The organism is Sphingomonas sp. MJ1 (PH-R8) (genome assembly GCF_048058635.1).
Lineage (GTDB): Bacteria > Pseudomonadota > Alphaproteobacteria > Sphingomonadales > Sphingomonadaceae > Sphingomonas.
Window position 1 is genome coordinate 127,551 of the sequence record NZ_JBBEFX010000007.1, and the last position, 22,371, is coordinate 149,921.

At 68.3% G+C, this 22,371-nt stretch carries 20 protein-coding genes and 1 tRNA gene; 3 read left to right on the forward strand and 18 right to left on the reverse strand.

Going from position 1 to position 22,371, the window contains the following annotated elements:
* Positions 1-5: 5 nt before the first annotated feature.
* The 14 genes from VPH46_RS08440 to VPH46_RS08505 form a co-directional block, all read right to left on the reverse strand.
* Complete coding sequence (locus tag VPH46_RS08440; RefSeq protein WP_416610439.1) at positions 6-1,340, reverse strand: PQQ-dependent sugar dehydrogenase; 1,335 nt, start codon at positions 1,338-1,340, stop codon at positions 6-8.
* A gap of 170 nt (positions 1,341-1,510) precedes the next feature.
* Entirely contained in the window at positions 1,511-3,043 is a 1,533-nt protein-coding gene (locus tag VPH46_RS08445) for a catalase (RefSeq protein ID WP_239434433.1), read from the reverse strand.
* Between the two features lie 198 nt (positions 3,044-3,241).
* Positions 3,242-4,165, reverse strand: coding sequence for a hemolysin family protein (locus tag VPH46_RS08450; protein ID WP_416610441.1), 924 nt, complete (start codon positions 4,163-4,165; stop codon positions 3,242-3,244).
* Positions 4,166-4,175: 10 nt separating this feature from the next.
* Positions 4,176-4,688, reverse strand: a complete 513-nt coding sequence (gene ybeY, locus VPH46_RS08455; RefSeq protein WP_239434435.1) for an rRNA maturation RNase YbeY — start codon at positions 4,686-4,688, stop codon at positions 4,176-4,178.
* A 54-nt stretch (positions 4,689-4,742) separates the two neighbouring features.
* Positions 4,743-5,744: a PhoH family protein gene (locus VPH46_RS08460; protein ID WP_132883307.1), complete on the reverse strand. Its 1,002-nt coding sequence runs from the start codon at positions 5,742-5,744 to the stop codon at positions 4,743-4,745.
* A gap of 249 nt (positions 5,745-5,993) precedes the next feature.
* Positions 5,994-7,319 carry a tRNA (N6-isopentenyl adenosine(37)-C2)-methylthiotransferase MiaB gene (gene miaB, locus VPH46_RS08465; RefSeq protein WP_416610444.1) on the reverse strand — a complete coding sequence of 442 codons (1,326 nt, stop codon included), beginning with the start codon at positions 7,317-7,319 and terminating at the stop codon, positions 5,994-5,996.
* 10 nt (positions 7,320-7,329) lie between these two features.
* Positions 7,330-8,112, reverse strand: a complete 783-nt coding sequence (locus VPH46_RS08470) for a lysophospholipid acyltransferase family protein (RefSeq protein ID WP_416610446.1) — start codon at positions 8,110-8,112, stop codon at positions 7,330-7,332.
* On the reverse strand, positions 8,084-8,506 hold the full coding sequence (locus VPH46_RS08475) for a Fur family transcriptional regulator (RefSeq protein ID WP_125959300.1): 423 nt from the start codon (positions 8,504-8,506) through the stop codon (positions 8,084-8,086). The genes VPH46_RS08470 and VPH46_RS08475 overlap by 29 nt, the downstream gene beginning before the upstream one ends.
* A gap of 120 nt (positions 8,507-8,626) precedes the next feature.
* Positions 8,627-9,037: a MucR family transcriptional regulator gene (locus VPH46_RS08480; RefSeq protein ID WP_125959299.1), complete on the reverse strand. Its 411-nt coding sequence runs from the start codon at positions 9,035-9,037 to the stop codon at positions 8,627-8,629.
* Between the two features lie 124 nt (positions 9,038-9,161).
* Positions 9,162-9,638, reverse strand: a complete 477-nt coding sequence (gene rimI, locus VPH46_RS08485; protein ID WP_416610449.1) for a ribosomal protein S18-alanine N-acetyltransferase — start codon at positions 9,636-9,638, stop codon at positions 9,162-9,164.
* Positions 9,635-10,255 carry a tRNA (adenosine(37)-N6)-threonylcarbamoyltransferase complex dimerization subunit type 1 TsaB gene (tsaB, locus tag VPH46_RS08490; RefSeq protein ID WP_416610451.1) on the reverse strand — a complete coding sequence of 207 codons (621 nt, stop codon included), beginning with the start codon at positions 10,253-10,255 and terminating at the stop codon, positions 9,635-9,637. Before tsaB ends, rimI begins: the two co-directional genes overlap by 4 nt.
* Positions 10,256-10,259: 4 nt before the next feature.
* On the reverse strand, positions 10,260-10,850 hold the full coding sequence (locus VPH46_RS08495; protein WP_416610453.1) for a malonic semialdehyde reductase: 591 nt from the start codon (positions 10,848-10,850) through the stop codon (positions 10,260-10,262).
* Positions 10,850-11,422: a NifU family protein gene (locus VPH46_RS08500; RefSeq protein ID WP_125959491.1), complete on the reverse strand. Its 573-nt coding sequence runs from the start codon at positions 11,420-11,422 to the stop codon at positions 10,850-10,852. The genes VPH46_RS08495 and VPH46_RS08500 overlap by 1 nt, the downstream gene beginning before the upstream one ends.
* Before the next feature lie 31 nt (positions 11,423-11,453).
* A complete protein-coding gene (locus VPH46_RS08505; RefSeq protein WP_416610455.1) occupies positions 11,454-12,272 on the reverse strand; it encodes an aspartyl/asparaginyl beta-hydroxylase domain-containing protein in 819 nt (272 codons plus the stop codon).
* A 150-nt stretch (positions 12,273-12,422) separates the two neighbouring features.
* Between VPH46_RS08505 and VPH46_RS08510 the strand changes: the two genes are divergently transcribed.
* The gene (locus VPH46_RS08510) at positions 12,423-15,329 is read left to right on the forward strand and encodes a M16 family metallopeptidase (RefSeq protein WP_416610456.1); all 2,907 of its coding nucleotides are present in this window, start codon (positions 12,423-12,425) and stop codon (positions 15,327-15,329) included.
* 226 nt (positions 15,330-15,555) lie between these two features.
* Here VPH46_RS08510 and VPH46_RS08515 read toward each other — a convergent pair whose 3' ends face one another.
* The 4 genes from VPH46_RS08515 to VPH46_RS08530 form a co-directional block, all read right to left on the reverse strand.
* Entirely contained in the window at positions 15,556-17,346 is a 1,791-nt protein-coding gene (locus VPH46_RS08515; RefSeq protein ID WP_416610457.1) for an AMP-dependent synthetase/ligase, read from the reverse strand.
* Between the two features lie 48 nt (positions 17,347-17,394).
* Positions 17,395-19,155, reverse strand: a complete 1,761-nt coding sequence (gene ggt / locus VPH46_RS08520) for a gamma-glutamyltransferase (RefSeq protein WP_416610459.1) — start codon at positions 19,153-19,155, stop codon at positions 17,395-17,397.
* Positions 19,156-19,229: 74 nt separating this feature from the next.
* Entirely contained in the window at positions 19,230-19,979 is a 750-nt protein-coding gene (gene rlmB, locus VPH46_RS08525; protein WP_125959292.1) for a 23S rRNA (guanosine(2251)-2'-O)-methyltransferase RlmB, read from the reverse strand.
* Between the two features lie 2 nt (positions 19,980-19,981).
* Positions 19,982-21,601: a M20/M25/M40 family metallo-hydrolase gene (locus VPH46_RS08530; RefSeq protein WP_239434445.1), complete on the reverse strand. Its 1,620-nt coding sequence runs from the start codon at positions 21,599-21,601 to the stop codon at positions 19,982-19,984.
* A 132-nt stretch (positions 21,602-21,733) separates the two neighbouring features.
* Here VPH46_RS08530 and VPH46_RS08535 point away from each other — a divergent pair.
* Positions 21,734-21,819 (forward strand) — tRNA-Tyr (locus tag VPH46_RS08535).
* Between the two features lie 49 nt (positions 21,820-21,868).
* The gene (locus VPH46_RS08540; protein WP_416610466.1) at positions 21,869-22,189 is read left to right on the forward strand and encodes a YnfA family protein; all 321 of its coding nucleotides are present in this window, start codon (positions 21,869-21,871) and stop codon (positions 22,187-22,189) included.
* Positions 22,190-22,371: the final 182 nt, after the last annotated feature.

The following is a 22,371-nucleotide window of genomic DNA, read 5'->3' on the forward strand; positions in this document are numbered from 1 at the left end:
GGGGTTCAGCGCCCCGCGGCGGCGCTCACCCGCCAGATCACGTTCCCGACGTCATCGGCCACGAGCAATCCGCCGCTGCGATCGGTGATCACCCCCACGGGACGGCCGCGCGCCTTGCCGTCCTGGTCCAGGAAGCCGGTCAGGACATCGATCGGCTTGGCGCCCTTCACCGGGAAGCCGTTGGCGGCGAACGGTACGAACACGACCTTGTAGCCGGATGGCGGTACGCGGTTCCAGGATCCGTGCTGGCCGATGAACGCGCCGCTTGCGAAGCGCGACCCCAGCTTCGCATCGCCGGCGAAGGCGAGGCCGAGCGAGGCAGTATGGGCGCCCAGCGCATAGTCGGGCCGCGCGGTATATTCGCGCAGGTCGGGCCGCTGCGGCTGGACGCGGTCGTCGACATAGCCGCCCCAATAATGCCAGGGCCAGCCGTAGAAGCCGCCGAACTCCACCCGCGTCATATAGTCGGGCGGCATGTCCGAGCCGATCATGTCGCGCTCGTTGACGACGGTCCACAGCGCCCGGCTGTTGGGCTCGAACGCCATGCCGTTCGGGTTCCGCAGCCCGCTGGCATAGATGCGGAACTTCTTCACCAGCGGGTCGACCTCCAGGATCGCTGCGCGGTTCTTCTCGATCTCCAGCCCGTTCTCGGCGATGTTGGAGGCCGAGCCGACCGTCACGAACAGCGTCTTGCCCTCGGGGTTCGCCACGACGTTGCGCGTCCAGTGATTGCCGCCGCCCGGCAGGTCGACGACCTTCTCCGCGTTCGCGGTGATGCGCGTCTGGCCCACGCGGAACGGGAAGCGCACCAGCGCATCGGTATTGGCGACGTAGAGCCAGTCGCCCAGCACCGCCATGCCGAAGGGCGAGTTGAGCCCGGTCAGCAGCGCCGAGCGCTGTTCGGCGACGCCGTCGCCGTCCGCGTCGCGCAGCAGCGTGATCCGGTTGGCGGAAGGCACGCCTGCGCCCGCCCGGCCCATGAACAGCTTCATCACCCAGCCCTTGAGCCCGCCGCCCTCGCGCGGGGGCGAGTTGCTCTCCGCCACGAGCACGTCGCCGTTGGCCAGGCGATAGAGCCAGCGCGGATGGTCGAGCCCGCGTGCGAACGGCTGGACGCGCAGCCCCTGCGCCGGGGTCGGCATCGCGTCGCCGGTCCAGCCGATCGGCTTGGCGATGCGGACGGTGGGGATGGTCTGCTCGCGTGCGCGGCTCAAGCGCGGCTGGGCACCCGTCACCGCGTCCTCGGGCAGCTCCGCGCGATCGGGGCTGAACAGCCACCACCCCAGCGCGAGCAGCAGGACAAGGAGAATGGCGGCAAGGCGGAGCAGGTGTTTGCGCATGGCCGGAGGATTAGGGGCTGCGGACCTGCACGCAACATGAAAAGCGCCGCCGCTGACGGATGGGAGAGTTCCGTCGGCGGCGGCGCCTCACGCTGTCGCACGGGATCGGTGCGACAGCGCAGGCGGGGCGGCAGGAATGGGGGGAGAGCCGCCCCGCGATCCGGTGTGGGTTAGCGCGGCCCCGCGTCGGACAGGGCCATGCGGTCCATGTCCTTCTGGGTTTCGCGGTCCTCCTCCGACTTGCTCATCGTGGCGAGGCGCTCGCGCACCCGCTCGGCGAGATTCGCATCGACGGCCTCGAAATGGCCCATCTGGCGATCGATGATGAACTGCGGGATGCCGTGCATCGCCTCGGCGATGTTGCTGGCGGTCCGTGCCTTCTGGTCCTCGTCGAACAGGTTCCACAGGTCGCGCGGCTGGCGGAAGTCGTCATTGCCCTCGCTGTGGTCCCAATGCCAGGCGGTGCCCTCCACCTTCAGCGGCGGCTCCTTGTAGCGCGGGTCCTCGACCGGGCCGCCGAACGAGTTGGGCTCGTAATAGGCGTCCGGATAGTCCTGGTTCACGTCCTCCATGAACCGCAGCAGCCCGTCCTTGTGATAGGTGTGGACCGGGCAGTGCGGCCGGTTGACCGGCAGCGCCTCGTAATGCGTGCCCAGCCGATGGCGATGGGCGTCGGCATAGGAGAAGATGCGCGCCTGCAGCATCTTGTCCGGCGAGAAGCTGATCCCGCGCACGACGTTGGACGGGCTGAACGCCGCCTGCTCGATCTGCGCGAAATAATTGTCCGGGTTGCGGTTCAGCTCGACCTCGCCGACCTCGATCAGCGGATAGTCGCCGTGCGGCCAGACCTTGGTCAGGTCGAACGGGTTGTACCAGTGCTTGCCCACGTCCTCCTCGGGCATGATCTGGACGAACATCTTCCACTTCGGGAACTCGCCGCGATGGATCGTGCCGTAGATCTCCTCCTGGAAGCTCTCACGGCTCTTGGCGATGACCTCGGCCGCCTCGGCATTGGTGTAGAACTTGTGGCCCTGCTGGGTCTTGAAGTGGAACTTCACCCAGTAGCGCTCACCCGCGTCGTTCCAGAAGGAATAGGTGTGGCTGCCATAGCCGTTCATGTACTGCGGACCCTGCGGCAGGCCGCGGTCCGACATCAGGATCAGCAGCTGGTGCATCGACTGGGGCTCGAGGCTCCAGAAGTCCCACATGGCGGTCGGCGAACGCATGTTGGTGCGCGGGTGACGCTTCTGCGTGCGGATGAAGTCCGGGAACTTGCGCGGATCGCGCACGAAGAACACCGGCGTGTTGTTGCCGACGAGGTCCCAATTGCCCTCCTCGGTGTAGAATTTGAAGCTGAAGCCGCGCACGTCGCGCTCGGCATCGGCAGCACCCTGCTCGCCGGCGACGGTCGAGAAGCGCAGCAGCATCTCGGTCTGTTTGCCGACTTCCGAGAAGATCTTGGCGTTGGTGTACTTGCTGATGTCGTGGGTGACGGTGAAGGTGCCGAACGCGCCCCAGCCCTTGGCGTGCACCACCCGCTCGGGGATGCGCTCGCGGTTCTGGTGGGTCAGCTTTTCGATCAGCTGATAATCCTGCAGCAGCAACGGGCCGAACCGGCCCACGGTGAGAGAATGCTGGTTGTCGCCGACCGGGGCACCCGCGGAGGTGGTGAGCGTCGGTCGCTTCTTTTCGGCATCTGCCATGGCATGTCTCCTGATCGTCCGGGCACGTTGGTGCCGCAGCCGATGGAATGACTCAAACGCATAGAAGTGCCCAGCGTGATCGAAAACATCGATGCTAGTGGGAATAGCCGCGGCAGACGGAGTTTTGCGAGGGTGTAATCGGGTCGGCACCCCGGCCAGGCCAGGGTGCCGAGTCCGCCTGCAACGCAGCAGACGGAGCTATTCCTCGACCGGCGCTTCGGCGAGCGGGGGGTGGAGGCGCAGGCGCGTGACCCGTCGATCATCGCCGTCGATGATCTCCAGCGTCCAGCCGCTGGAGTGCAACAGTCGTTCGCCGGGCTTGGGAACGTGACCCGCGAGCACGAAGGCGAGGCCGCCCAGCGTCTCGACGTCCTCCTCGACCTCGCCCAACCGCGGGTCGATCAGCTCTGCTGCATCCTCCAGCTCCGCGCGGGCGTCCGCATCCCAGCCGCCGCCGTCGATCGGCACCAGCAGCGCTGCCGGCGCCTCGTCGTGCTCGTCCTCGATCTCGCCGACGATCTCCTCGATCAAATCCTCGATCGTGATGAGCCCGTCGGTGCCCGAATATTCGTCCAGCACCACCGCCAGGTGCGTGCGGCTGGCGCGCATCTGCGCGAGCAGGTCGAGCGTCCCCATCGACTGGGGAACGTAGAGCGGCTGGCGCATCAGGTCGGTGATGCTCGCAGGCGGCGCCCCTTCGCGCGCCAGGATTGCGAACACGTCCTTCACATGGATCATGCCGATCACATGGTCGAGCCGCTCGCGATAGACGGGAAGCCGGCTGTGCCCGGCCTCTGCGAAGATCTGGACCAGTTCGGAAAAGGGTGTCGATTCTTCCACCGCGACGATGTCCGCGCGCGGCACGCCCATGTCGCCCGCGTCGCGCTCGCCGAAGTGGAGGATGTTGCGGACCATCTGCCGCTCGATCGGGGAAAGGTCGCCGGCGACCGGCCGGGCCTCTTCCTCCTCATGCTCCGTGATGACTTCCTCGATCCGCCCGCGCAGCGTCTCGTTGTGTTCCTCGCCGAACAGCAGGGCGCGGATGCCCCGCCATACGCCGCCCTCTCCGGCGGCCTGGCTACTGTCGCCCCCCGGGGCGGCGCTACTGGAACCTTCTGGCATCGAAGTCTCGTCAATCCTCGCGAACGTGATAGGGATCATGCAGGCCGAGCTGGCGCAGCGTGAGGCGCTCGATATCCTCCATCGCCTCCGCCTCGGCGTCGTCCTGATGGTCGTAGCCTAGCAGGTGCAGGCAACCATGGACAATCAAGTGGGTTGCGTGATCCGCGACCGAAATCCCGCGCTCCGCCGCTTCCGCCACGCACACGCCATGCGCGAGCACGATGTCGCCCAGCAGCACCTCGCCGTCGTCGGAGTTCTGCGTGACGGTGTCGAGCAGGTCCGGCTGGATCATCGGGAAGGACAGCACGTTGGTCGGCTTGTCCTTGCCGCGATACTGGCGGTTGAGGCCGTGCACCTCCTCATCGGAGGTGAGGCGGATCGCCACCTCGATCACCGCCGGGTCCGTGGACCAGCCGGCGTAAGGCGTGCGCGCGAACGCCGCTTCCGCGGCGCGGGTGGCCAACGCCTCCCAATCCACGTCGGCGGGCCAGTCGCCCTCTGGTAGAACGGCGATATCAAGCATGCATCGTCTTCCGGTTGTCGGCAGCAGCGACGGGTAGCCGGGCGGTGCCGCCGGTCAAGCGTCCTTCCCTTCGTACGCCTCGACGATGCGCCCGACGATCGGGTGGCGGACCACGTCGGCTGCGCCGAAACGGGCGAAGGCGATCCCCTCCACCGCCTCCAGCCGTGCGGTCGCGTCGGCCAGGCCGGAGGCGGAAACGCCCCCGGGCAGATCGGTCTGGTTCGGATCGCCGCACACCACCATCCGGCTGTTCTGGCCGAAGCGGGTCAGGAACATCTTCATCTGGGCGGGCGTGGTGTTCTGCGCCTCGTCCAGGATCACGAAGGCATCGGCGAGGGTGCGGCCGCGCATGAACGCGATCGGCGCGATCTCGATCTCTCCGCTCGCGATCCGCCGCTCGACCTGCTCGGCGGGCAGGCAGTCGTGCAGCGCGTCGTAGAGCGGGCGGAGATAGGGATCGACCTTCTCCTTCATGTCGCCGGGAAGGAAGCCCAGCTTCTCGCCAGCCTCCACCGCCGGGCGCGACAGGATGAGGCGCTGGACCGAACCGGTGATGAGCTGCGCGACCGCCTGGGCGACCGCGAGATAGGTCTTGCCGGTACCCGCCGGCCCGAGCGCGAAGATGATGTCGTGGCCGACGAGCTGGCGCATGTAGGACGCCTGCGCCGCGGTGCGCGGCACGATCGTCTTCTTGCGCGTCCGGATCATGATCGACGACGCTGCGCCGCCCCCGTCCGCACGCACGATCCCGTCGAGCGTGGGCTGGTCGGCCATCGCGATCACCGCGTCGATCAGGCCGGTGTCCACGTCCTCGCCACGCAGGATGCGGTGGTGCAGCTCCTGGAGCACCTCCCGTGCGCGGGCGACCGAATCGGCCGATCCCTCGATCCCCACGCGATCGCCGCGCGCGGTGATGTAGACGCCCAGCCGCTCTTCGAGCGCGAGCAGGTTGCTGTCGAACTCGCCGAACAGGCGGGGCAACAACTGGGGCTTGTCGAAGCTGACCTCGACCCGGCTGCGATCGCCGGAGCGGGCGGGAACGGGCTTGCGACTCATGCGATCCTTTCGTGGCGGATGCGGCAGGGGGCGGACATTACCCCCGGAACAGACATGCGAGCGTCAGCCGCCACGAACGTGCGCGGCCCTCGGTTGGTTGCGCCGAAGCGGAGCGGGCGAAGAATGCCGGGCTGCATGCCGGGGGAATGTGGCAGAGGCCGGCACGGACGGACAGGGGGAATATGGGAAGCGTGATCCCCGGCGCCAAGCTTTGCCGTGCGAAAGCCTGGGGGCAGACGCGCAGGCCGCTCAGGCGGCTTGCGCGACCCGCTCCGCCCCCGAAAGCGACACCGGGCCGGCGGCGACCAGATCGACTTCGACCAGATCGCCGATCCGTGCCTCCGTGAGGAGATGGACCGACTGGAGCCAGGGCGACTTGCCGAGCATCTGGCCCGGCAGCTTGCCGCGGCGCTCGATCAGCACCTGGGTGGCGCGGCCGACTGCCGCCGCGTTGAACGCCTGCTGGTCGCGCAGCAGCGCCGCCTGCAACTGCTGCAGCCGCTCGTCCATCACCTCGGCGGGCACCGGGCCCGCATAGTCTGCCGCGGGGGTGCCGGGCCGCGGGCTGTATTTGAAGCTGAACGCCTGCGCATAGCCGACCGCATCGACCAGCCGCAGCGTGTCGGCGAATTCTGCGTCGGTCTCGCCGGGGAAGCCCACGATGAAATCACCCGACAGCGCGATGTCGGGGCGCACCGCACGCACCCGATCGAGCAGCCGCAGATAGCTGTCGCGCGTGTGGCTGCGGTTCATCGCCTTCAGCACGCGGTCGCTGCCCGACTGCACCGGCAGGTGGAGATAGGGCATCAGCTTCTCGACATCGCCGTGCGCGTCGATCAGCCCCTGGGTCATGTCGTTGGGGTGGCTCGTCGTGTAGCGGATCCGCGCGAGGCCGGGCAGCCGGTCGAGCGCGCGGATGAGGCCGTCCAGGCCCTGCATCCGGCCGGTGTCGTCCTCGCCGCTCCAGGCATTCACGTTCTGCCCGAGCAGCGTGATCTCCCGCGCGCCCGCATCCACCAGCGCGCGTGCCTCGTCCAGCAGGGCGCCCCAGGGGCGGCTGACTTCGGCACCGCGGGTGTAGGGAACGACGCAGTAGGTGCAGAACTTGTCGCAACCCTCCTGCACGGTCAGGAAGGCCGTGGGCCCGGAACGTCGGCGCGGCGCGAGCGCGCCGAACTTGGACTCGGGCGGCATGTCCGTGTCGATCGCCAGCCGGCCGCTGGCTGCCTCGGCAACCAGGGAGGGCAGGTTGTGATAGGCCTGGGGGCCCACCACCACGTCCACCTTTGCCCGGCGGGCGATCTCGGCGCCCTCGGCCTGCGCGACGCAGCCCGCGACCGCGATCATCGGGCGGGATCCGTCCTCACGGCGCAGCCGGCCGATATCCGAATAGACCTTCTCGGTCGCCCGCTCGCGGATGTGGCAGGTGTTGAGCACGACCAGGTCGGCAGCCGCCGCATCCGTCGCCGCGGTCATGCCTTGCGCGGCCATCAACTCGGCCATGCGCTCGCCGTCATAGACGTTCATCTGGCAGCCGAAGGATTTGACGTGAAAGCTTTTTGGGGGCGTGCTCATGGGGGCGGGCCTATACGCCGCTTTGGCCTGCGCTGCCAGCTTGCGCCGCCTCCATCCGCCGCCGCGCCTCGGCCGCGACCCCCTTGCGACCGAGTCCCGCGGGATCAAAGGGTTCGAGGAAGCGGATCGTGAGCGGAATGGTACCGGCGCGCGAGACCAGCCGGACGGCGTTGTGGATGCCGGATTCGCCGCCGATCCAGCCCACGTCGGGAGTCGCGATTCCATAGTCCAGGACGACCGGCTGGATGCGAAGTCCGGGCGGGGCAGGGTCGGCGACCGCCAGCAGCGATGCCTTGAAGGGCAGCATCGCCGTGCCGTCCCCGGTGGTGCCTTCGGGGAAGATGGTGACGGGGCGACCGCCGAGGGCACGGCGGAGGGAGGCCACCTGCGCGGCGACTCCCAGGCGGTCGCCCCGCTCCACGAACAGCGTGTCGTTGAGGCGGCACAGCCAGCCGACCAGCGGCGCCGACTGGAGCTCGCCCTTGGCGACGAAGGTGCTGCCGGACGCGCCCGCAATGGCGAGGATGTCGAGCCAGCTCTGGTGGTTTGCGAGCAGCAGGACGTTCTGCTCCAGCGGACGGCCGAGGACGCGTACGCGCGCCCCCGCAAGCCAGGCGACGGCACCGAGGAAGCGGGGCGGCCAAGGGGAGGGGCGGCGGAACAGCCGCCACAGTCCATGCAGCGCCAGCGCGCCGAGCAGGCAGCCGAGGATCGCCGCCAGGCGCCCGGCGAAGCGGACGTGCCCGGCCAGGCCGGGCACCGGATCAGCCCTTGCGGTCGAGGCTGACGCCATAGAGCTCCATGCGGTGATCGACGAGGCGGAAGCCCAGCCGTTCGGCGATCTGCTTTTGGAGGAGTTCGAGTTCGGGATCGACGAATTCGATGACCTTGCCGGTCTCGACGTCGATCAGGTGATCATGATGGGATTCGGGGGAGGGCTCATAGCGAGCGCGTCCGTCGCCGAAGTCGTGGCGGTCGAGGATCCCTGCCTCTTCGAACAGCCGTACCGTGCGATAGACGGTAGCGATCGAGATGCCGGGGTCGATGGCAGAGGCCCGCTCATAGACCTTCTCGACGTCCGGATGGTCTTCCGCTTCCGACAGCACGCGCGCGATCACGCGGCGCTGCTCGGTGATGCGCAGCCCCTTTTCCTGACACAGCGCCTCGAGGTCGATCCTGCGCGGCATTCCTTCTCCGTTTTTCAGTGCGGCCCGACATTTAGCGGATGGTGGCCGCTTCGGGAAGCGGGCTTGGCCGCCCCTTCGCCCTCACGGCGAACGGACGGCACAAAACCGGTGGAGGGGGGATCAGCGCTTGCGATTGGTGCCGAGACCGATCGCCTTGGCGAGGCTGCGGCGCTGCTCGGCATAGTTGGGGGCGACCATCGGATAGTCGGCCGGAAGACCCCACTTGGCGCGATACTGGTCGGGCGTCATCTGATAGTGCGTCATCAGGTGACGCTTGAGCATCTTGAGCTTCTTGCCGTCTTCGAGGCAGACGATGAAGTCCGGCTTCACCGATGCGCGGATCGGCACCGCCGGCTCCTGCTTCGCCTCGGGTGCGGTGTTCGCGCCACCCAGGGTGGTGAGCGCGCCGTGAACATTCTGGATCAGCGACGGCAGGTCGGCGAGCGACACGCTGTTGTTGCTGACATGGGCTGCCACGATATCGGCCGTGTACGCGATCAACGCGTCGGCCGGCGGCTGCTGGACTTCCATTCTACTACCCTTTCAACAAGAACGGCAAAACACCGCCGTCCCCGTTCGGACCTATTCACCCCGTGCGACTGAATCGCAACAGCGGTGAGGATGAAATTTTTGCAACGAATTGTTTCGTTACAGTTCAGGGAATGGTGCGCGCATAGCTGTGCGCATCAAAAGCCTCTCCGGCCCGGCCCCGATAGTATCGCGGCCGCTCGCCTACTTTGGCGAAACCTTCGCGCTTGTAGAGCTCTACGGCGGCATTGCCCGCGCGGACCTCAAGATGCAAGCGCGAGAGCGTCCGGCGTCGCGCTTCGTCGATCACGGAGCGCAGCAGCATGCCGCCCACGCCGCGCCCCTGCGCTGCCGGGTGGGTCGCGATCAGCAGGAGCTCGCCCTCGTCCATCACCGCCCGGGAAAGCGCGAAGCCGGCGATACCCTCGTCCTGCTCCGCCAGGGTCAGCCAGACGCCGGGCAGCGACAACATGCCCAGGCACTGGGCAGGCGTCCATGCCTCTCCGAAGCGGGCGTCGAACGCCTCGCGCATCACGATCGAGACCGCATCGAGATCGGCGACCGAGCCGACGCGCAGGGTGACGGGGCCCGGCGTCCGGCTCACGGCTGCGGCAGCTTCGCGTCCGGCGCGCGGCCGTAGAGGGGGCGGGGCGCCAGGCTGGCGAGCGCCGCCGGTAGAAGACGCGCATCGCGCGCGTCGGGCAGCGCTTCCGCAGCGGCGATCCCGGCGTCGAGCGCCTGGAGTCGATGCACGCCGTTACCCACGGCCAGCCGTCCGGCCAGCCGCTCCAGCGCAGCCTCCGGACGCAGCGACGCGAACGGCGCGGCTTCGGTCAGCGGATCGGCGGTGAATTCCTGCACGAACACCTCGCCATGGCCGCCCTCCAGCACCGCCGCGAGGGTGTCAGTCGAAAGCCGCCGGTCGAACGCACCTGCCGCGACGAGTGCCAGGGAAGAGAAGCCGAAGACCTGCGCGCCCCATCCAATCGCGAGGCCTCGTGCGGCGGCCAGCCCGACCCGGACGCCGGTAAAGCTGCCAGGGCCGCAATCCACCAGGATGCGTTCGGCGCGTCCGGCGTCGGGAAGTTCGGCGATCATCGGCACCAGCCGTTCGGCATGGCCGCGGCCGACCACCTCATGCCGGAAGTCCAGGATGCGATCGTCTTCCATCACCGCCACCGAGCAGGCGGCGGTCGCGGTCTCGATTACCAGCGTGCGCAAGGGATCAGGCGATCGTGTTGAACCGGTCGAACGCCGGTCGCGGCAGGCGCTCATGCAGCCGCGACGGGTCGCCATGGCCGAGCACTGCAATGAAGTTCGAACGGACGGCCGGCGTTCCACTGAAGAACGCCTTGTCCACCGCGCCATTGTCGAAGCCCGACATGGGCCCCACGTCCAGGCCGAGCGCGCGCGCGGCGACGATCAGATAGGCACCCTGCAGCGTCGAGTTCCGCATGGCCGACACCTGGCGCAGCTCTGCGTTGCCGTCGAACCACGCCTTGGCATCCGTGTGCGGGAACAGCTCGGGCAGATGCTCGTGGAACTCGGTGTCCATGCCCACGATCACCGCGACCGGTGCCTGGCGAACCTTGTCCGCGTTGCTGTCGCTGCAACAGACGGCGAGCCGCTCACGCGCCTCCGGCGACACGCACCACACCAGCCGCGCCGGCAGCTGGTTGGCCGAGGTGGGACCCATCTTCATCAGGTCCCAGATCGCCTCCAGTTCCGCCTGCGTGACGGGCTGGTCGGTGAAATGGGTGTGGCTGCGGGCGGTGCGAAAGATCGTGTCGAGCGCGGCGTCGTCCAGCATCGCCATCAGACGGCCCGCACTTCGGTCACTTCGGGGACGTAATACTTCAGGAGCTGCTCGATGCCGTTCTTGAGCGTTGCGCTCGAGGAGGGGCAGCCGGAGCAAGCGCCCTGCATCTGCAGGTAGACCTTGCCCTTGTCGAAGCCGCGATAGACGATGTCACCGCCGTCGTTGGCCACCGCCGGACGCACCCGCGTCTCGATCAGTTCGCGGATCTGCGCGACGATGTCGGCATCTTCGGGATTGTCAACGATGTCGCTTTCGGCCGGCGGCACCGAGAAACCGGCGCTGCCCTGACGGAACAGCGGCATCGCGGCCGAGAAATGATCGAGCAGGATCGCGACCACGTCCGGCTTCAGGCTCGGCCACTCGACGCCGGGTGCGGCGGTGACGGAGACGAAGTCGCGCCCGAAGAACACGCCGGTCACGTCGCCCAGCGCGAAGATCGCCTCGGCAAGCGGCGAAACTTCCGCTTCCTCGGGCGTCGCGAAGTCGCGGGTGCCGGTTTCCATCACGACCCGACCCGGAAGGAACTTCAGGGTTGCGGGATTGGGCGTCGGTTCGGTCTCGATCAACATGACCGTCATTTGGCGTGCCGGGGGAGCAGGATCAAGCGGACGCCGGAAACGATCCGTTCGGGGCGGGCGACGCGCCGGCGTACGGGGCGCGGTGCCACGCGAGCAGGTTGCGCCGCGCCTCCTGGACGAAGGCGGAGCGACGGACCAGATCGAGCAGCAGGTCCGCGACCCAGCGGCCCGGCTGGCGCAGCGGACGCTTGAACTGGAGCAACAGGACCACGCGGGTGCTGCCAGTGTCGTTCCACACCTCATGCTCATATGTGTCGTCGAACACCAGGGTCTCGCCCTCGGCCCAGCGCAGCACGCGATTGTCGAGGCGCATGCGCACGTCGCCGTCGCGCGGGACTACCAGCGCCAGGTGGCAGGTGATCAGCCCCTTGGTGACGCCGCGGTGCGCGGGGATGTGGCTGCCCGGTGCCAGGATCGAGAACATCGCATTGGTGAGGCCGGGGATGGCTTGCAGCGCGCGGGCGGTGACCGGGCAGCGCGCGAGGTTCGCGTCCATGTCATAGCCATAGCCGCACAGCACGAACGACCGCCACCGATCGACGGCCGCGAGCGTGCAGGGATCGGGCGAAATGGTGGCGAGCGGGGGAGCGGCGCCCTCCGGCAGCGCCACGCGCTCCGCCTCGTCCCGGATCGCCTGCCACTGGCTGCGGAGCTCCCGGGTCCAGGGAAAGGCGCGTACGTCCAGCACCGGCGCGGTGGAGACCAGGGAGGACGCGCGGATCAGCCGATCGAAGACGTGCCGCAGCCGCTTGCCCGCGCGCAGGACGAGCGAATGCTGTGCCTGGCCGGTCGCCGGCGCAGCGCGTGCCTCGTCGTCTGCCGGTCGTGTTGCGCGGTGCATTGCCCCTCCCTTCAGCCTGCAACGCTGCGCTGCAGAAAAGGCGAAAAGGTGGCGGTCGCGTGGAAGATCGTGTCCGCCAGTTTTCCGGTGATTCCGAACACTTGGTCGCCCGCGCTGGCGGTACCGGGAAAAGCCCGCTACGCTTGGCGCATGGCATTCCCTGTACGCGTACGCCGGATCGCGCTGCCGCTTCTGGCCCTGATCGCCACCACGCCGCTCGTCGCCCAGACGGCGCCCCCGCCCGCCCCGCAGCAGCAGAGCCGGCAGCTGCCGCCGTTGCAGCCGGTGGCCCAGGGACCGGACACCCCCTGGCTGTTCAAGGGCAGCGACATCCCGCCCGACCGGTCCTGGACCTATGGGGTGTTGCCGAACGGCCTGCGCTACGCCGTCCGCCACAACGGCGTGCCGCCGGGGCAGATCGCCATCCGCGTCGCGATCGACGCGGGCTCGCTGATGGAAACGGAGCAGGAGCGCGGGTTCGCGCACCTCTTGGAGCATCTCTCGTTCCGCGGCTCGATGCATGTGCCCGATGGCGAGTCGAAGCGCGTGTGGCAGCGGCTGGGCGTGACGTTCGGCTCGGACACCAACGCTGCGACCAGCTTCACCCAGACGGTCTACAAGCTCGACCTCCCGGGGGCCACCCAGGCGGGCCTGGACGAGAGCATGAAGATCCTGGCCGGCATGATGGCCGAGCCCACGATCACCCCGGCCTCGCTCAATGCGGAGCGCCCGGTGGTGCTTGCCGAGCAGCGCGAGCAGCCGGGGCCGCAGCTCCGGCTGGGCGACGCGACGCGCGCGCTGTTCTTTGCCGGGCAGCCGCTCGCCGATCGTTCGCCGATCGGCAATGTAGAGACGCTGCAGGCGGCGACGGCCGACATGGTGAGCGCCTTTCATGATCGCTGGTACCGCCCCGACCGGGCCGTGGTGGTGATCGCAGGAGACGCCGATCCCAAGCTGCTCGAGGCGGCGGTGGTGAAGCATTTCTCCGGCTGGAAGGGGAAGGGGCCGGCCCCCCAGAACCCGGATCTCGGCAAGCCCAAGGCCGGCGGGCCGCTGAGCGCCGTCGTGAACGAGCCGGCGCTGCCGACCCTGGTGCAGATGGCGACGGTGCGGCCCTGGACCGTCGGCAACGACACCATCGTCTTCAACCAGGAGCGCATGGTCGACCAGATCGCCATCCGCATCATCAACCGTCGCCTGGAAAGCCGGGCGCGGGCAGGCGCCAGCTACATCAGCGCGGGTGCCGACCTGGAAGACGTGTCGCGTTCGGCCAACATCACGGCGATCTCGATCATGCCGGTGGGGAACGATTGGGAGGCGGCCGTGCGCGACGTACGCGCCACCGTCGCCAGTGCCCTGCGCAACCCGCCTTCGCAGCAGGAAATCGATCGCGAGGTGGGAGAGATCCGCGCGGCGATGGAGAATGCCGTCGCGACCTCGCGCGTCGATGCGGGCGCCAAGCTTGCCGACAATCTCGTGGAGGCGGTCGACATCCGCGAGACGGTCGCGGGACCCGAGATGTCGCTGCGCATCTTCGACGGTGCGGTGGCCGGCAAGTTCTTCACCCCCGCCAAGGTGCAGGCGGCGACCCGCAAGGTCTTCGAGGGCGTCGAGACCCGCGCGCTCGTCAACACGCCGACGCCGGACCCGTCCGCAGCCAACAAGCTGGCAGCGGCGATCCAGGCGGATGTGACGGCAGCCGCCGAAAAGCGCGGGCCCCAGCGCACCGTGAAGTTCGACGAGCTTCCCAAGCTCGGTGCTCCGGGCAAGGTCACCGGCCGCAGCGTGGTGCTCACCGATCCGCAGATCGAGAAGGTCAGCTTCGCCAATGGCGTCAACCTGCTGATGTTCCCGAACAACTCGGAAACCGGCAAAGTCTATGTCCAGGTCCGCTTCGGTCGCGGGCTGAGCGCGCTTCCGTCGAACAAGCAGACGCCCGCCTTTGCCGGTGATCTGGCGCTGGTGGCGAGCGGCGTCGGCAAGTTCGGGCAGGAAGAGCTCGACCAGCTGACCGGCGACCGCCAGATCGGCCTGTCCTTCGGCATGCAGGAAGACGCCTTCGTGCTGGGCGGCATCACCACGGCGGCCGACCTCAACGACCAGCTCCGGCTGATCGCGACCAAGCTCGCCGCCCCCGGCTGGGACCCCAAGCCGGTGGCGCGTGCCCGCGCGGTGATGCTGGCCAGCTACGAGAGCCAGTCCTCCTCGCCGGTGGGCGTGCTCCAGCGCGACCTGGAAGGCCTGCTCCACGCCGGCGACACGCGCTGGGCCTCGCCCGATCGCAAGGACATCGAGGGGCTGGATGCCGCTCGGTTCCGCGCGTTCTGGGAGCCGCTGCTCGCCAGTGGCCCGATCGAGGTGCAGGTCTATGGCGATACCACGGCCGATGCCACCATCGCGGCGGTGGCCGGCACCTTCGGTGCGCTGAAGCCGCGGCCGGCGGCGCCGGTGGGCAACGTCGACGTGCGGTTCCCCGACCATGTGGCGACGCCGGTCGTGCGCACCCATACCGGCCAGCCCAACCAGGCGGCGGCGGTGATCGCCTGGCCGACGGGCGGTGGCAGCGCGGGGCTGACGGAAAGCCGCAAGCTGGAACTGCTCGCCGCCATCTTCCGCGATCGGTTGCTCGACAAGCTGCGGTCGGAGGCTGGGGTGAGCTATACGCCCAACGTTTCCACCGACTGGCCCGTGGGCCTGCCGAGCGGCGGCAAGATCCTGGCGATCGGCGCGGTGCCGCCCGACAAGACGGACTTCTTCTTCCAGCTGGCGCGCGGCATCGCGGCGGACCTGGTGGCGAACCCGATCACCGAGGACGAACTGCGGCGCGCACAGGCGCCGGTGCTGCAGTTCATTGCGCGCGTGTCGAGCGGCAACATGTTTTGGATGCAGCAGACCGCGGGCGGCACGCTCGATCCCAAGCGGATCGACGCGATCAACACCATCGCCTCGGACATCGGTACGACGACCTCTGCCGACATCCAGGCGCTGGCGGTTAAGTATCTCCGCCCGGAGAAGGAATGGTCGCTGGTGGTCGTGCCGGAGAAAAAGGCGAACTGAGTCCGTAAGGGTCCGGCGCAGCGGCGGCCCGGGTCAACGAGCGACACGCTTGTGGCCCTGGGCTCCTGCCTGCGCAGGAGCACGGTACGGGGATGACCCCCGGCTCCCTCCAGCTGACGCAGCGACCCGGCAGTGCCTCACCCACTTCCGTGCTCCTGCGCAGGCAGGAGCCCAGGGTTGTCAGACTCGACGCCGATCGTTCTGCGTCGCCTTTACAGGCGTCAGCTTACCCCTTGTAGAGCGCGTCCAGCCGCTCGCCATAGACCTGGCGCAGGATGTGGCGGCGGATTTTCAGGCTGGGGGTGAGTTGCTCGTTCTCGATGGTGAACGGCCGGTCCGCCAGGATGAAGCGGCGGATGCGTTCGGTCACGGTCAGGTCCTGGTTCACGCGGTCCACGGCTGCGCTCAACGCTGCACGATAGCCGCTGTCCTCCGCCAGCCGCTTGAAGTCGCAGACCGCGCGGTTGGCCGCGCACCATTCCTGCGTCCACTCCGGATCGGGCACGATCACCGCGACCATATAGGGGCGGCGATCGCCCGCGATCATCGCCTGGGAGATCTCGGGCTGGAGGGTGAGCATCCCCTCCACCTTCTGCGGGGCGACGTTCTCGCCCTTGTCGTTGACGATGATGTCCTTCTTGCGGTCGGTGATCTTGATCCGCCCCGCCTCGTCGATCACGCCGATGTCGCCGGTGTGGAGCCAGCCGTCTTTCAGGACGCGCGCCGTCTCGACCTCGTTGCGCCAATAGCCGTGCATCACCAGCTCGCCGCGCACCAGGATTTCGCCATCCTCGGCGATGCGCACTTCGGTGTTGGCGAGCGGCGGGCCGACGCTGTCCATCCGCACGCCCGCCGAGGGGCGGTTGCACGAGATCACCGGCGCGGCCTCGGTCTGGCCATAGCCCTGGAGGAATGTGACCCCCAGCGCCTGGAAGAACAGCCCCACCTCCGGATTGAGCGGCGCGCCGCCCGAGACCATCGCCTTCATCCGCCCGCCGAAGCGCTTGGCGATCTTCGGCCGGAACAAGGCCCGCACCGCCAGCTGCGCCGGCCGGTCGGTCAGGCGCAGGCGGCCCTCGCTCTCCTTGTTGCCGAGTTCGATCGCCTTGCCGAGCAGATAGGCGGCCATGCCGCCCTGTTTCTCGACCGCCTTGGTGATCCGGGTGCGCAGCACCTCGAACAGCCGCGGCACGACGAACATGATCGTCGGGCGCACTTCCTCGATATTGGCGGCGAGCTTGTCGAGCCCTTCCGCATAATAGATCTGCCCGCCCAGGCCGATCGCGAAATGCTGGCCGCCGGTGTGCTCATAGGCGTGGCTCAGCGGCAGGAACGACAGGAACACCTCGTCGTCCCAGCCGAAATCCTCGGCGATGACGGCGGAACAGCCGGCCACGTTGTGCAGGATCGCGCCATGGTGCTGCATCACCCCCCGGGGGGCACCGCCGGTGCCGCTGGTGTAGATGATGCAGGCGAGGTCCTCCCGCTGGAAGCTTGCCTCGCCCGCGGCCGCGTCGGCGCTGGCGGGATGATCGGCGATCAGCTGATGCCAGCTGTGGAATTCGATGCTGCCGGGCTGGACCAGGCGAACGTCCTCGATCCCGATGATCTTCTGCGGGGTGGATGCGTGAAGGGCGGCCGGAATCAGCTCCCGCGCGAGCTTGGCGGTGGAGACGATCGCGGCACAGGCGCCCGAATTTTCCATGATGTGCTGGTGGTCGCGCTGGGTGTTGGTGACATAAGTCGGCACCGTGATGCAGCCTGCGGCCATGATGGCGAGATCGGAGATGCACCATTCGGGGCGGTTCTCCGACACCAGCATCACCCGGTCGCCGCGCTTGAGGCCGAGTGCCTTCAGACCGGCGGCGAGACTCGCGACCTGGCGCGCCGCCTCCGCCCAGCTGGTCGGCTGCCACTCGCCCCCGGCCTTGTGCCACAGGAACGGCTTGTCGCCGTTCTCGCGGGCGCGCGCGAAGAACATCGAGACGAGGTTCGGGAAATGCTCGAGGGTACGCATGGCCTCTCCTGCCGCCCCGGCATCCGTGCGCCGGGGACTTGCCTGTTGTTATTCCGGGGGACGGGTGCCGAAGCCGCCGACCCGCTTGATTTCGACGACGGTGCCGTCCTGCCGCATGGCGACACCCTCGCTGCGCGGATCGGCACCGCCGACCCAGCGACCGTGTACGCGCTCCACCGCATTCGCTTTCAGGCCCATGGGCGCGATCTTCACGGGCTCTCCCAGCGCCTCGAGTGCCGGCGCCATGGCGTCGAGTTGGGTACCCTGTTCGAGAGTCGCAATCCTTCCGGGTGCATAGATCAGCCCTAGGCCGATCGCGTCCTGCGCCGTCATCCGCCAGTCGATCACCGCGATCACCGCCTTGGCGACCTGAGCGATGATGGTGGACCCGCCCGCCGCACCGATCACCAGCCGGACCTTGCCGTCCGGGCCGTAGACGATGGTCGGCGACATGGAGCTGCGCGGCCGCTTGCCGCCCTCGACCCGGTTGGCGACCAGGTGACCGTTCTTTTCCGGCACGATGTCGAAGTCGGTCAGCTCGTTGTTGAGCATGGTGCCGTTCACCGAAAGGCCCGAGCCGAAATAGCCCTCCACCGTCGACGTGACCGACACCGCGTTACCGCGCGCATCGGTTGCCGAGACATGGGTCGTCCCCGGCACTTCGCTCTGCTGCACCCGGATGCGGGCAGGAGCACCGACGGGCGTGCCGGGCGCGACGCTCGCCATCGTGCGGTCGGGCGAAATCAGGGCCGAGCGCGCGGCGATGTACGTACGATCGAGCAGCCCCTTGACCGGCACCGTCACATGGTCGGGATCGGCCAGGTACATGTCGCGATCGGCATAGGCGAGCCGCTGGCTCTCGGCCATCAGATGCCAGGCGACCGGCGAGTCCTTGCCCAGCTTCGCCATGTCGAAGCGTTCGAGCTGCTTCAGGATCATCAGCACCGCGACGCCGCCGGACGAGGGCGGGCCCATGCCGCAGATGCGATAGGCGCGGTAGCTGCCGCACACCGGCGCGCGTTCCTTGGCATCGTAGCTCGCGAGGTCGCCCGCGGTCATCTTCGAAGGGTTGCGTGCGGCGGTGTTGACGGTGGCGACGAGCTTCTGCGCGTCCGGCCCCACATAGAAGCTGTCCGGACCCAGCCGTGCCAGGCGTTCAAACAAGGCGGCCTGTTCGGGGTTCTTGAGCAGCGTGCCTACCGGCAGCGCCTTGCCGTCCGGCGTCAGATATTTGGCCCGCGCCCACGCGTCGATGTGGCTGCCGAAGCGGTCGATCCCGGTGTTGAGCCGCTGGGTGATGCGGAAGCCGTCGCGGGCGAGCCGGATCGCCGGCTCGAACAGCTTCGCCCAGGGGAGCTTGCCGGCGCGGGCATGCGCCATCGCCCATTCGCGCAGGTTGCCCGGCACCCCCACGCTGCGCCCGCCGGGCACGGCCGCGGAATGACTCAGCGGATTGCCGTCGGGCGCGTAGAACCAGCGCGGATCGGCCGCCGCGGGAGCCGTCTCGCGCCCGTCGATGGTCAGGAGCTTTCCGGTCCTGGCATCATGCCCGACCCAGAAGCCGCCGCCGCCGATGCCGGAGTTCTGCGGCTCGACCACGTTGAGCGCGAGCAGGGTCGCGATCGCGGCATCGGTGGCGCTGCCGCCGGCGCGCAGCATCTCGACGCCCGCCGCCGCGGCGCGCGGGTCCGCTGCGCTGACCATGCCTTGCGCCGCCTGCTTGGCGGCGTGGGCGGGACGGGCGACCTGGGCGCTCGCAACGACGGGTACGGCGAGCAGCAATGCTGCACAGCTGAGGAAACGCTTCATGCCTGCAGGAGTAACCGCGATTGTCCCGGGTGCAAAGGCGAGGGGACACGGCCGAAGCCGTGCCCCCTCCGTCCTCAGCCGCGCCGCGTCGCCGCCGCGTAGAGCGCGATGGCCGCTGCGTTGGAGACGTTCAGGCTTTCGATCTGATCGCTGATCGGCAACCGCGCGAGCACGTCGCAATGCGCCGCGGTGTTCTGGCGCATGCCTTCGCCCTCGGCACCCAGCACCAGCGCGACCTTGTCCGAGCCCATCGCTTGATCGAGCGTTAGGTCGGTGTTGCCCGTCAGGCCGATGCGCCAATAGCCGGCCTCGGCGATCTCCTCGAGCGCACGGGCGAGGTTCACCACGCGCACCCAGGGGACGATCTCCAGCGCGCCGGACGCGGTGCGGGCGACGGTGCCGGATTCCGGCGGGGCATGCCGGTCCTGCGTCACGATGCCGAGCGCGTCGAACGCGGCTGCCGAGCGCAGGATCGCGCCGACATTGTGCGGATCGGTGACCTGATCGAGCACGAGCAGCGGGCGGGTGTCGGAACGGCCGCGCTCCAGCAGGTCGCCCAGCCAGATGTCCTCCAGCGGATCGACCTCTGCCACCATGCCCTGGTGCGGAGCGTCGTTCGGAACCAGCCGGCCGAGGTCGGCCGCCTCGGCATAGGTGACGGTCAGCGTCGACGGAAGGTCGAGCTGCGACAACGCCTCATGCGTGCCCCACAGCTTGCGCACCGTGCGCTCGGGGTTGGCGAGTGCGGCGAGTACCGCATGGCGGCCCCAGAAACGGGGGCGCTGCGGGGAGCCCTGGCTCGGGCGATGACCACGACGTGCCATGCTCAGTCCTCCGCCTTCGGCCAGGCGTACGGGTCGGTGACCTTCGGCTGGCGGGGCAGCGGCGGCTTCGGCAGCGGCTTGTCCGCGTTGGCGGCATTGAGAAGGAAGGAGGCCATGATGATCGATGCCTGACGCAGATCCTCGCCCTTCATATGGTCGAAGGTATCGGCATTGGTGTGGTGGATGCGGCTGCCATAGTCCAGCGGGTCCTGGATGAACTGGAAGCCCTGCAGTCCGATCGACTGGAAGAAATAGTGATCGGTGCTCGACGTGCGGCGCATCGCCACGGTGCCGGCGCCCATCGCCTGGAACGGCGCGAACCATTCGCGGAAGATCGGCACCGCGGCCTGGTTGTTCTCGGCATAGATGCCGCGGATCTTGCCCGAGCCGTTGTCGAGGTTGAAATAGGCGGCGAGCTGGTCGTAGCCCGGCTTCTTCGTGATCGGCCAGCGCGAGGTCCAGCCATAGAAACGGGCGAGGCCGGTCGTCGGCCCGGTTGCGGCCGGCGCGCGCGTGGCGATGTGCTGCTCGATATAGGCGAGCGAGCCGAGCAGCCCCTGTTCCTCGCCGTTCCACAGCGCGAAGCGGATCGTGCGCTTCGGCCGCACCCCCATCTGCGAAAGGATTCGCGCGGCCTCCATCACCACGGCAGAGCCCGCGGCGTTGTCGGAAGCGCCATCGCCTGCGGCCCAGCTGTCGAGATGGGCACCGGCCATCACATAACCGGCCTTGGGATCGGTGCCCGGAATGTCGGCGAGGATGTTGTAAGCCTGCACGTCGCTGTCGTCGAAACGGACGTTGCTGGTCACTTCCAGCGTCGGTGCCTGGCCGACGCGGGCAAGGCGGGCGAGGCGGCGATAGTCCTCGGCCGCGATCTCGATCCCGGGCGTCGCCGGGGTCTGATCGCGTCCGAACAGATAGCCGCTGCCGTGCAGCAGCATGCCGTCGCGGCTGGACATGGTCGCCATCGCCACCGCGCCCTCGCTCTTCAGGAACGCGTCGAGCTTGAGCGAGAAGTCGAGCCGCTTGAGCCGGCGGTCCGCCGCCTCCGGATCATTGACCGGTGCTTCGAAGAAGTCCTGGTCGGCGAGCTCCTGCTGGCTGAGCCGACGGAAGGCGGGGCGATCCGGCTCCGAGCCGGTGTCCGGCTGGGTCACCATCACGATCTTGCCCGCCAGCTGCCCGCGATAGCGTGCAAAGTCCGCTTCCTTGGACATCGGCGCCACGATGACCGGCGCGGTGACGGTGCCGTTGGTGCCGGGGGTCCAGGCGATCGGGATCGCGGTCAGCTGGATCGGGCGCGGGGTCACCATGCGTACGCTCGAGCTGACGATCGACCAGCCGCGGCCGAACTCAAACCCTTCCTTGTGGACGTTCTTCAGGCCCCATTCGCGGAACTTCGACTGGGTCCATTCCTCTGCCTGGCGCATGCCGGGCGAGTTGGTGAGGCGCGGGCCGATCACGTCGGTCAGGTGCTGCGCGATCGGCATCACTTCCGACTGGTTGGTGCCCTCGTCGATGATCCGGGTGACGGCGTCCCGATCGACCGACTGGGCGGCGAGCGGGGCGGCAAGAGGCGTGGCGGCAACGGTGGCAAGCAGGGCAAGGCTGAGCGCGCGCATCGGGTTCCGTTCATGCGAGGGAGAGAAAAGTGTCACAAACGACGCTATGCGGCCCGGGAAAGGCGCGCAAGCCGTTGACAGCGTGCGCGTCGGACGGCAATGGGCCACCTCGCTTCAGCGAAGCGGCCCCGTGGAAGGGTGGCCGAGTGGTTAAAGGCAGCAGACTGTAAATCTGCCCACGCAAGTGTACGCTGGTTCGAATCCAGCCCCTTCCACCATCCGCCCCGGCGCGGCGGATCGGTTCTCCCGGAAAAAGGGACACCTGCGCTGCCGACCCCCCTGATCTTCATCGTCGCAGCCATGCTTGAGATCGGCGGATGCTTCGCGTTCTGGAAATGGGCGCGGCTCGGCGCATCGCCCTTGTGGCTGATCCCCGGCCTGGTCGCGCTTGCCGGCTTCGCCTGGATTCTCACCTTTGCCGACGCGCCGGCGGCGGCGCGCGCCTATGCGGCTTATGGCGGCATCTATGTGGCGAGTTCGCTCGGCTGGATGTGGCTGGTCGAGGGGCTGCGGCCGGACCGCTTCGACCTGATCGGCGGCGGGCTGTGTCTCGCGGGGTGCCTTGCGATCCTGTTCGGGCCACGGTGAGGGGCGGGTCCCTACCTCCCTCTTCAGCCGATCTCGCCTCCCCCCCACACACACCGTTCGCTTCGAGTAGCCGTCGAGCTTGTCGAGACGGCGTATCGAGAAGCGGGTTGTTGTGGCTCTCTCGATACGGGCTTTCGACAAGCTCGATCCCTACTCGAGACAAACGGGGTTGGGGGTGGGGG

What these genes read in the sequence shown, in the direction of transcription:
- VPH46_RS08440 (WP_416610439.1), bottom strand. Translation starts at nt 1,340, where the DNA reads ATGCGCAAACACCTGCTCCGCCTTGCCGCCATTCTCCTTGTCCTGCTG.
- VPH46_RS08445 (WP_239434433.1), bottom strand. Translation starts at nt 3,043, where the DNA reads ATGGCAGATGCCGAAAAGAAGCGACCGACGCTCACCACCTCCGCGGGT.
- VPH46_RS08450 (WP_416610441.1), bottom strand. Translation starts at nt 4,165, where the DNA reads ATGCCAGAAGGTTCCAGTAGCGCCGCCCCGGGGGGCGACAGTAGCCAG.
- ybeY (WP_239434435.1), bottom strand. Translation starts at nt 4,688, where the DNA reads ATGCTTGATATCGCCGTTCTACCAGAGGGCGACTGGCCCGCCGACGTG.
- VPH46_RS08460 (WP_132883307.1), bottom strand. Translation starts at nt 5,744, where the DNA reads ATGAGTCGCAAGCCCGTTCCCGCCCGCTCCGGCGATCGCAGCCGGGTC.
- miaB (WP_416610444.1), bottom strand. Translation starts at nt 7,319, where the DNA reads ATGAGCACGCCCCCAAAAAGCTTTCACGTCAAATCCTTCGGCTGCCAG.
- VPH46_RS08470 (WP_416610446.1), bottom strand. Translation starts at nt 8,112, where the DNA reads ATGGCGTCAGCCTCGACCGCAAGGGCTGATCCGGTGCCCGGCCTGGCC.
- VPH46_RS08475 (WP_125959300.1), bottom strand. Translation starts at nt 8,506, where the DNA reads ATGCCGCGCAGGATCGACCTCGAGGCGCTGTGTCAGGAAAAGGGGCTG.
- VPH46_RS08480 (WP_125959299.1), bottom strand. Translation starts at nt 9,037, where the DNA reads ATGGAAGTCCAGCAGCCGCCGGCCGACGCGTTGATCGCGTACACGGCC.
- VPH46_RS08495 (WP_416610453.1), bottom strand. Translation starts at nt 10,850, where the DNA reads ATGGCGATGCTGGACGACGCCGCGCTCGACACGATCTTTCGCACCGCC.
- VPH46_RS08500 (WP_125959491.1), bottom strand. Translation starts at nt 11,422, where the DNA reads ATGTTGATCGAGACCGAACCGACGCCCAATCCCGCAACCCTGAAGTTC.
- VPH46_RS08505 (WP_416610455.1), bottom strand. Translation starts at nt 12,272, where the DNA reads ATGCACCGCGCAACACGACCGGCAGACGACGAGGCACGCGCTGCGCCG.
- VPH46_RS08510 (WP_416610456.1), top strand. Translation starts at nt 12,423, where the DNA reads ATGGCATTCCCTGTACGCGTACGCCGGATCGCGCTGCCGCTTCTGGCC.
- VPH46_RS08515 (WP_416610457.1), bottom strand. Translation starts at nt 17,346, where the DNA reads ATGCGTACCCTCGAGCATTTCCCGAACCTCGTCTCGATGTTCTTCGCG.
- ggt (WP_416610459.1), bottom strand. Translation starts at nt 19,155, where the DNA reads ATGAAGCGTTTCCTCAGCTGTGCAGCATTGCTGCTCGCCGTACCCGTC.
- rlmB (WP_125959292.1), bottom strand. Translation starts at nt 19,979, where the DNA reads ATGGCACGTCGTGGTCATCGCCCGAGCCAGGGCTCCCCGCAGCGCCCC.
- VPH46_RS08530 (WP_239434445.1), bottom strand. Translation starts at nt 21,601, where the DNA reads ATGCGCGCGCTCAGCCTTGCCCTGCTTGCCACCGTTGCCGCCACGCCT.